The following is a 9,504-nucleotide window of genomic DNA, read 5'->3' as shown; positions in this document are numbered from 1 at the left end:
GCGACCTGGTGCAGGACGTCGTCGCCGTACAGGCCCTGGCTGCCGGTGAGAAACCAGATCTCCTGGTCGGGGTAGGGAGAGGCTGTGGTGTCCATCAGGGTTGTTCCTTTCAAAGGGAGTTGACCACCGGGCGAGGCATTGGTGCTCAGGCGGAGGTCTCGGTGCGCAGGCGGCGCAGCCGGTGCATGACCTCGTTGGCACCCCGGCCGAAGTAGTCGTGCAGCAGCCGGTACTCGGCATACAGCCGGTCGTAGGCGGCAGCCCGCTCGGGGTCGGGCCGGTAGACGGCCGGGCGGGCCTTGGCCATGGCGTGGGCGGCGGCCCGGATGTCCGCGTGGGCGCCGGCCGCGACCGCCGCGTGCATCGCCGCACCCAGCGCGGGACCCTGCGCCGAGTCGATGACCCCCAGGGGCAGACCGGTCACGTCGGCATAGATCTGCATCAGCAGCGGGTTCTTCACCAAGCCGCCCGCCACGATCAGTTCACGGACCGGGACCCCGGAGGTCTCGAAGGCTTCGATGATGGTGCGGGTGCCGAAGGCGGTGGCCTCCAGCAGTGCCCGGTAGACGTCCTCGGGGCGGGTGGACAGCGTCAGCCCGACCACGACGCCGCTCAGATCGTGGTCGACCAGAACCGACCGGTTGCCGCTGTGCCAGTCCAGCGCGACCAGCCCGTGCTCGCCCACCCGCTGCTTCGCGGCCAGCGCGGTGAGGTGCTCGTGCGGATCCCGGCCCAGCGCGGCGGCCTCCTCGGCGTACGAGGCCGGGAAGGCGGTGCGGACGAACCAGCCGAAGATGTCGCCCACCCCGCTCTGCCCGGCCTCATATCCCCACAGTCCCGGCAGGATGCCGCCCTCAACCACCCCGCACATGCCCGGCACTTCCGCCCACTGGTCGCTGCTCATCACGTGGCAGGTGGAGGTGCCCATGATGGCGACCATCCGGCCGGGTTCGACGGCGGTGGCCGCCGGGGCGGTCACATGCGCGTCGACGTTCCCGACGCACACGGCGATACCCTCCGGCAGGCCCGTCCAGGCCGCCGCCTCCGCCGTCAACCCGCCCGCGCGGTCGCCGAGCTGGCCGATCGGCTGGTCCAGCTTGGTGGTGACGAAGCCCGCGAAGTCGGGGTTGAGCGCGGCCAGATAATCGGCGGAGGGGTAACTCCCGTCCTGGAGCTGGCCCTTGTACCCGGCGGTGCACGCGTTGCGGACGTAGGAGCCGGACAGCCGCCACACGATCCAGTCGGCGGCCTCGATCCACCGCTCGGTCACCTCGTAGAGCTCGGGGTCCTCTTCGAGGAGCTGGAGGGCTTTGGCGAACTCCCACTCCGAGGAGATCTTCCCGCCGTACCGCTTCAGCCACGGCTCCTTGCGCACCTCGGCCAGCGCCGTGATCCGGTCCGCCTGGGCCTGCGCGGCGTGGTGGCGCCAGAGCTTGACGTAGGCGTGCGGGCGGCCCGCGAACTCCGGCAAATCGCACAGGGGCGTGCCGTCGGCGAGGACCGGCAGGACCGTACAGGCGGTGAAGTCCGTCCCGATACCAACGACTTGCTCCGGGCGAACGCCGGAACGGGCCAGTGCCTCGGGGACGGCGATGCGCAGCACGTCGAGGTAGTCCGAGGGCACCTGGAGCGCCCAGTCGGGCGGCAGCGGGGTGCCGTCGGGGAGGGCGCGGTCCAGGACGGCGTGGGTGTACGGGTGCTCGGCGACGGCCAGTTCGGCGCCGTCGGCGACCCGGACCACCACGGCCCGCCCCGACAACGTGCCGTAGTCGACTCCGATGACACAGGGTTCCGGGTTCCCTGCGGTCCGATCTCCGGCATTCACCATCAGTCTCCTCTCAGAGATGTTCGATATCACGATCACTGTGCGACTCTTCGAAGAAGCTGCCGGGCGGCACCCGCGCAGAGATCGGCGAAGTCGACCGACGTACTAGCTTCGGCTCTTGCCGAAGTAGCGGGCCCGCGCCCGGTCGAGCAGGATGGCGATACCGAGGACCGCTCCTTGGACCACCTGCTGGTCGTACGGGCTGACCTTGAGCGCGAGCAGACCGTTGGTGATGAATTCCAGCAGGATCGCGCCCGCCGCGATGCCGGCAATGCGGCCCTCGCCGCCGGAGAGCGACATGCCGCCGACCACCGCCGCGGCGATCGCGGTCAGTTCCCAGCCGGCGCCGACCGAGGGGTCGGCCACGTTCATCCGACCGATCACCATGATGCCGACCACTCCGGCCAGTGCGGCGCTGGCGATGTAGGTGGAGGTGATTCGGCGGGCGGTTGGGATACCGGCCAGCCGGGCGGCCTCCTTGTTGCCGCCGACCGCGTAGATCTGGCGGCCCACGTACGTGCGCTCCAGTACGAACCAGGCGATGACGGCCGCGCCGACGAAGAACAGGGCGGGGACCGGCACTTCGCCGATGTAGTACTGGCTCAGGTTGCTGAACAGCGGCGAGAGATTGTTGATGGGCGAGCCGCTGGTGATCGCGAGCGCCATGCCCTGCGCCACGGTGTAGGTGACCAGGGTGATCACGAAGGGCGGCACGTTCAGGCGGGTGACCATGATGCCGTGCCAGAGGCCGACCCCACCGCAGATCACCAGCGTGAACAGGATCGCGAGGGGCGCGGGCAAGCCCTCGTTCACGTTCATCCAGGCGGCCAGGATGCCGGCCAGGCCTGCCAGCGCGCCCACCGAGAGATCGATGCCACCGGTCAGGATGACCAGCGACTCGCCGATGGCCAGGATGCCGACCTGTGACAGGTCGCGGCCCATCACTTGGAGGTTGCCCACCGCGGTGTACGTCTCCGCGTTGGCCGCGATCCCGACGAACACCAGCACGCAGGCGACGATCACGCCGGCCTCCGGGGAGGCGGCGAGTTTGCGGACGAGGCTGGAGACGGCCGGGCGGGAACGCGGCGCGGCCTCTTCGGGTGTGAGCGTGCTCTGCGCGCTCATGCTGTGGCTCCGTTCGTCAGTTGTTCCTGGTCCGGCGTTTCCACGTCCGGCGTTTCCGGGTTGAGCGGGGACGTTCCGGCCGCGGCCGTCATGATGCGTTCCTTGGTGGCGTCGGCCCGGTCGATGACCGTGGCCACCCGGCCGTGGTTCATCACCGCGATGCGGTGGCAGATCCACAACAGCTCCTCCAGTTCGGAGGAGGCGACCACCAGCGCCATGCCTTGCTCCGCCGCCCGGTCGATCAGCTTGTAGATCTCCGCCTTCGCGCCAACGTCGACGCCGCGGGTCGGCTCGTCGAGCAGCAACAGGCGCGGTTCCGCGGCGAACGCCCGGCCGAAGATGGCGCGTTGCTGGTTGCCGCCGGAGAGCGAGCCGATCGGCTGCTCGACCGACTGCATCCGCACGTTGACGTTCTCGGTGATCTTCCGTGCCTCGGCACGCTCGCGTCCCGGCCCGAGCAGGCCACGGGTGCTGATCCGTTTGAGCACCGAGACGACGACGTTGGACCGGATCGACGCGAACAGGACCAGCGACTGTTCCTTGCGGTCCTCGGGGATCAGGGCGATCCCGGCCGCCACGCCGTCACCCGCGCCGCGCGGCCGGTAGGACTCGCCGCCCAGCCGCATCCGGCCGCCCGTCGAGGGCTGCGCGCCCGCGATCGTGTGGACCAGGCGGCTGCGGCCCGAGCCCATCAGCCCGGCCACGCCCAGGATCTCGCCTTCGCGCACCTCAAGGTCGACGGGGCCGAGACCGTCCGCGGTCAGGCCCTCGACCTGCAGCAGGACCGGGCTCGTCGCCGGTGGCGCCTTCGGTTCGCCCTGGGCGACCTCGCCGCCGACCATCTCCCGGATCAGCCGTTCCTCGGTGGCCTCGGCCGGTTCGAGGTCGGCGACCAGCCTGCCGTTGCGCAGGACCAGGACGCGGTCGCTGATCTCCCGCACCTCGTCCAGACGGTGCCCGATGAACAGCACCGTGCCGCCGCGGTCGGCGAGTTGGCGGGCCAGGCCCAGCACCATCTCGGCCTCGACCGGCCCCAGCGAGGAGGTCGGTTCGTCCAGGATCAGCAGCTTGGGCTCGCGGCCCCAGGCCTTGGCGATCTCGATCATCTGCCGGGTCGGCACCGGCAGGGTGCGCACCTCCCGGCTCACCGGGATCGTCTCGGCGGACAGACCGATCTCCGCCAGCATCGCCTTCGCCTCGGCACGCTGCGCGGCGCCGTCGACCAGGAACCGCCGTCTCGACTTCCGCGGGCGGCGGCCCAGCAGCAGGTTCTCCGCCACCGAGAGCTGTCCGACCAGCGGGAACTCCTGGGAGACCATGGCGATACCGAGCTGTCCCGCGGCCTCGGTCGACCCGGCGACAAGCGGCTCGCCACCGACCAGGATCTCGCCGCCGTCCCGGTGGACGGACCCGGCCAGCGTGCCCATCAGCGTGGACTTTCCGGCGCCGTTCTCGCCGACCACGCCGATCACCTGGCCGGCGTACAGGTCGAGTTCTGGGAGGTCGAGGACGCGCACCGGTCCGTAGGACTTGTGCACTTCCCGCAGCCGCGCCGTGATCGCGCGGCCCGGGGCGTTCTCCGTGGCCGTCATGCTCAGCCGATCCCGAGCTGCGACTCGAGGGACTGGTACGCGCTCAGGTCGGACTTGGTGACCAGGCCCACGCCGGAGCTGAGGGTCGAACCGTCCTTCTCCAGATAGGGCTTGACGAGCGCCATCGTGGCGGACTTGCCGAGCACCTTCTCCGCGGCCAGGATGTACGCCCCGGTGTAGCCCTGCTGGTAGGGCATCTGCACGACGGTGCCGGAGATGACACCCGACTTGATGAACTTCAGCGTCTGGGCGTCGGAGTCGTCGGAGACGATGTGCACCGAGGCCGTCTTGCCGGCCGAGGTAACCGCTTGGGCCAGCGCGGGACCGTCGTAGGAGTAGACGCCGTAGAGGCCTGTGACGTCGGGGTTGTTGGCGAGGATGGTCTCGGCGTCGGAGGTCGCGGTGCTGGCCTGGAGGTTGTCGTTGACCTTCTGGGCGACGGTGATCTTGGTGCCCTTGAGTGCGGCCTCGAAGCCGGCGATGCGCTGGGTGGCGTTGGACGCGGTGAGCGAGCCGACCAGGATGGCCACCTTGCCCTTGCCGCCGAGGACCTGCTTCATCGCGGTGCCGGCCTGGAAGCCCGCGGTGTAGTTCGGGGTACCCAGGTAGAGCGAGGCGGCGTCGGTGCCCGGCAGCGGTGAGTCGATCGCCAGGACGCCGATGCCCTTCTGGACGTCGGTGTGGATGGTGCCCGCGGCCGAGGTCGGGTCGATCGCCGAGATCGAGTAGCCGGTGACGCCCTGCGAGCGCAGGGTCTCCAGCTCCGAGTTCTGCTCGGTCAACTTGCCGTTGGGCGGGGCGAAGTAGGTGCACTTGCTCTTCGATATGCCGAGGTCTGAGCAGCCCTTGAGGAAGCCGACCTGGCCGGCCTTCCAGTAGTCGGCGGCCACGTTCACGACCATCGCGATGTCGACCTTGGACAGGTCCTTGCCGGCCAGTGCGGACTTCAGTGCCGCGTCGAGCTTGGCGAGGCTTGTCTGGTTGAAGGTGACCGAACCGGCCAGCGCGACGGGGGCGGCGCTGGAGCCCGCCGAGTTCGATCCGGAGGAGCCGGTGGCGTTCTTGGAGCAGCCGGCCGCGGCGAGCGAGATGAGCACCACGGCTGCGGCGGCCACGGTGCGGGACCTTCTGGTACGGATCATGGTTGATCAGCGCCTTTCTGGGCGTGTCGGGGTGAAGAGAGCTCCCACGACCGGATGCGGGTGTGGGCGGATCGGGAAACGACCGGGGCACTGTCTTGCCGGCCCGCTCCGGTTGTTGGGCATGACGGTGCGTCGGAGGCGGGCGGGGATGGTCGGTGGCAGTCCGGTCAGGAGGTCCTGGCGAGCGAGAAGTCGGCTGCAGGCGTGGGAAGGCCGACCGTGGTGAACACGGCGAGGACGGCGATGTACGACTGCCTGACGGATTGTCAGATGGTGGGGACCGTCGGGTCGGAGGTCACGCCACTTGTCCAGTCCCGCGACCCGAGTGGACGGGGAAGAGCGGTCGTTCGGCCTGCGGCACTCACGTGCGACGGCGCCCTGACGTTCGGGGACCCGCAGCCGGATGGTCGGCGGTCACGCTAACTGGAGTCGGCCCATCTCGTTTCCTCTTCTCTGGGCAGGCCGGTGGTGCGACCGGGGCGCCGGTCAGTGCCGGGGGCGGGTCGCCGACGTGCGCACCACAAGACTGGGTGGGATGACGATGTGAGGTCTCTCGTCGGCCGCCGGGAGCCCCGCGTCCGGGTCACCGACGATCTCGATCAGAGCGCGCAGGGCACGCCGGCCGAGTTCGTCGAAGTCCTGGCGGACGCTGGTCAGGGACGGCCCGAAGTACTCGGTCTCCGGCATGTCGTCGAATCCGACGACGCTGATGTCCTCGGGCACCCGGCGGCCGGCCTGTTGCACAGCCCGCAGCAGGCCGAGGGCCATCTGGTCGTTGGCGCAGAACACCGCGGTGACCTCGGGGTCGGCTGCGATCCGTTGACCGACCTCGAATCCGGTTCGCGCCGTCCAGTCGGCGCCGCCCAGCGGTTCGACCACCGGAGCACCCCGCTTTCCCAGGGTGCTGCGCCATCCCGCCTCGCGCTCCTGCGCGTCGAGCCAGGAACGCGGCCCGACCATGTGGTGCACCGTGCGATGGCCCAGGTCGAGAAGATAGGAGGTGGCGAGTTCGGCACCCGCCTCGTTGTCCACGGCGACCGAGGCGAGCTTTGCGTGGGTGCCGCAGCCGACCGCGACCAGCGGCACATCCGACGGCACGCTCGCCAGGGCTCCGACAGCCGAGGTCTGCGGCGCGATCACGATGATTCCCTCGACACCCTGGTCCCGAAGCCGGTCGACGGCGTCCAGCACCGAACGGCGATCGAGCGTGCCGACCGCGGCCACTATGACGAAGTACTCGTGCTGCCTGGCCGCCTGCTCGATGCCGTAGAGCATGCAGGCCGGCCCGTACAGCGTGGTGTTGAAGCTGATCACACCCAGGGTGCGGGTGCGTCGGGTGGCCAGGTTGCGGGCGGCGGCGTTGGGGCGGTAGCCGAGTTCACGGACCGCGGCAAGCACCCGGTCACGGGTGGCGGACCGTACGTTCGGGTGGTCGTTGAGGACCCGCGAAACGGTCTGGTGCGAGACGCCCGCGACCCGGGCCACGTCCGCCATCACCGGTGCGCGTTCCCCGTCCATCCCCCGCCTCCTCACGTGCTGTCATGTTTCCGATGGGTTGCTTCTCCGGCCGGAACCAGCCTGCCGTGGAGAATTGTTAGCGCACACATTCCGGAGGGGTCAAGGATCCCAACTGCTCGCTTTCGGATGTTTCGGACAGCGTTGTCACGCGCCCTCCAACTGCCCTGAGCTGGCAGGTCGTTGTCGAGAAAGGCCCCGTTCCACCGTGGCCGCGGACCATCCCCCACGAAATCCAGGGCATTCGTTTCCACACTCTTGACCGTCCCCCACTGTTGACCGCTCATTCATCCCCGCGTAAAAAAGGCGGAGTTGCGAGACCGGTCGATCACCGTCGACCGTACGAGGCCGGCACCTGCACAACGCCCCGGTTCCAGGCCGGGTCGGCCCTTCCGGCATGCAGTCATCACGCTCGGCAGCCGTGTCCGAACAGAGGAACACCCAGGCCGCCAATCCCCCTGTCCCCATGGAGCTCGGATGAGTGACGGCGTCCGGGACTCTCGATTGTTAGCGCTCACATTTTCCCGCCGAGCGGGACGGCGAGGCCCCGTTCAGCGCCGACGCCATGTCCCGCTGGCAGCTCCCGGCATGCAGACCACCGCATACCGAACGTCCCCCGCTCCCTGCGCAGAACGCGACACGGAAGAGGTTCACAGTGACAGCAAGGCATCTGAGAGGGCTCCGGCTGAGGGTGGTCGGCGCGGCCCTCGCACTTGTCGCCGGCATCCTGGTCGGGGCCATCGGCACCGCGGGCACCGCCCAGGCGGCTTCGTCCCTGCCATGTGACATCTACGCCTCCGCCGGCACCCCCTGTGCCGCGGCACACAGCACCACGCGAGCCCTCTACGCCTCCTACAACGGCGCTCTCTACCAGGTCAAGCGTGCCTCGGACTCCACCACCACCGACATCGGCGTCCTCAGCACCGGCGGCTACGCCAACGCCGCGGCACAGGACTCCTTCTGCTCCGGCACGACCTGCGTCATCACCAAGATCTACGACCAGAGCTCGCACCACAACGACCTGACCATCGAAGGCCCGGGCGGCAACGGCGGCCAGGACGTCGGCGCGATCGCCAACGCCCTGCCGGTCACGGTCGGCGGCCACGCGGCGTACGGCGTCTTCGTCTCCGCGGGTGTCGGTTACCGCGACAACAGCACCACGGGCATCGCCACCGGCAGCTCCCCCGAGGGCGCGTACATGGTGACCAGCGGCCACCACGTGAACAACCGGTGCTGCTTCGACTACGGCAACGCCGAGACGTCCGGCGACGACACCGGCAACGGCCACATGGACGCGATCAACTTCGGTACGGAGTGCTGGTTCACGTGCACCGGCTCCGGCCCCTGGGTCGAGGCAGACCTGGAGAACGGACTGTTCTTCGGGGCGAACGGCGCCTACTCGGGCAACACCGGCATCTCCAGCGAGTACGTCACCGCCATGGAGAAGAACAACGGCACCTCGGCGTACGCGATCAAGGGCGGCAACGCCCAGTCCGGTTCACTGAGCACCTTCTACAACGGGGCCCTGCCCACCACCAGCGGATACAACCCGATGCACAAGGAAGGAGCCATCGTCCTGGGCACCGGCGGTGACAACAGCAACGGGTCCGACGGCTCCTTCTTCGAAGGCGTCATGACCTCCGGCTACCCGACCGACGCCACCGACAACGCCGTTCAGGCCAACGTCACCTCCGTCGCCTACACCACCCCGACCGCGAGCTTCCCCGTCACGGGTACCGCCTACCGCCTCACCAACACCAACTCCGGCAAGGTCCTGGACGCGGTGAACTGCGGTACGGCCAACGGCACTTCGGTCGACCTCTGGTCCTCGCTCGGCAACACCTGCCAGCAGTGGAAATTCGCGGGCACGGGCAACGGCCACTACACGATCACCAACGTGAACAGTGGCACGGTCCTGGACGACAAGAACTGCGGACAGAGCAACGGCACGGCCGTCCAGCTGTGGGCCTCGCTCGGCAACACCTGCCAGCAGTGGGACGTCACCAAGGTCGGCAGCCACTACACCATCTCCAACGTCAACACCGGCATGACGCTGGACGTCACCAACTGCGGAACGGCCAACGGCACCGTGGTGCGCCAGTGGCAGCAGCTCGACAACACCTGCCAGCAGTGGGACATCGCCTCCTGACCTGAGAACCGACCTGCCGATGGTCCGCCGGCCTCCCCGACGGCGGACCATCGGCCCGTCCCGGCCGTCGACCCCAAGCCGAGCACTCACCACTCGCCCCACTTGCTCGGAACCCACCGCGGAGAGGCACTCACCACTCCTCCCCCGTTCAGCTCC

At 69.1% G+C, this 9,504-nt stretch carries 6 protein-coding genes; 1 reads left to right on the top strand and 5 read right to left on the bottom strand.

Translation table 11 applies throughout. The features are described from left to right. Nucleotides 1–145: 145 nt before the first annotated feature. The 5 genes from araB to ACFXC1_RS41535 all read right to left on the bottom strand — a co-directional run bounded on the left by araB (nt 146) and on the right by ACFXC1_RS41535 (nt 7,202). Complete coding sequence (gene araB / locus ACFXC1_RS41555) at nt 146–1,828, bottom strand: ribulokinase (protein WP_381252965.1); 1,683 nt, start codon at nt 1,826–1,828, stop codon at nt 146–148. A 102-nt stretch (nt 1,829–1,930) separates the two neighbouring features. Beyond that, entirely contained in the window at nt 1,931–2,950 is a 1,020-nt protein-coding gene (locus ACFXC1_RS41550; protein WP_381252962.1) for an ABC transporter permease, read from the bottom strand. Beyond that, nucleotides 2,947–4,542 carry a sugar ABC transporter ATP-binding protein gene (locus ACFXC1_RS41545; RefSeq protein WP_381252959.1) on the bottom strand — a complete coding sequence of 532 codons (1,596 nt, stop codon included), beginning with the start codon at nt 4,540–4,542 and terminating at the stop codon, nt 2,947–2,949. Before ACFXC1_RS41545 ends, ACFXC1_RS41550 begins: the two co-directional genes overlap by 4 nt. 2 nt (nt 4,543–4,544) lie before the next feature. Further along, nucleotides 4,545–5,684: a substrate-binding domain-containing protein gene (locus tag ACFXC1_RS41540; protein ID WP_381252956.1), complete on the bottom strand. Its 1,140-nt coding sequence runs from the start codon at nt 5,682–5,684 to the stop codon at nt 4,545–4,547. 486 nt (nt 5,685–6,170) lie between these two features. After that, nucleotides 6,171–7,202 (bottom strand): LacI family DNA-binding transcriptional regulator, encoded by a 1,032-nt coding sequence (locus tag ACFXC1_RS41535; protein WP_381252954.1) that lies wholly within the window; start codon nt 7,200–7,202, stop codon nt 6,171–6,173. A 652-nt stretch (nt 7,203–7,854) separates the two neighbouring features. Here ACFXC1_RS41535 and ACFXC1_RS41530 point away from each other — a divergent pair. After that, a complete protein-coding gene (locus ACFXC1_RS41530; protein WP_381252951.1) occupies nt 7,855–9,348 on the top strand; it encodes an arabinofuranosidase catalytic domain-containing protein in 1,494 nt (497 codons plus the stop codon). Nucleotides 9,349–9,504 lie beyond the last annotated feature (156 nt).

Origin of the sequence: Streptomyces hokutonensis, from assembly GCF_042751305.1 — a bacterium.
Lineage (GTDB): Bacteria > Actinomycetota > Actinomycetes > Streptomycetales > Streptomycetaceae > Streptomyces > Streptomyces hokutonensis_A.
Note: the sequence above shows the minus strand (reverse complement) of the source record. Positions and strands in the feature narration are given on the sequence as shown.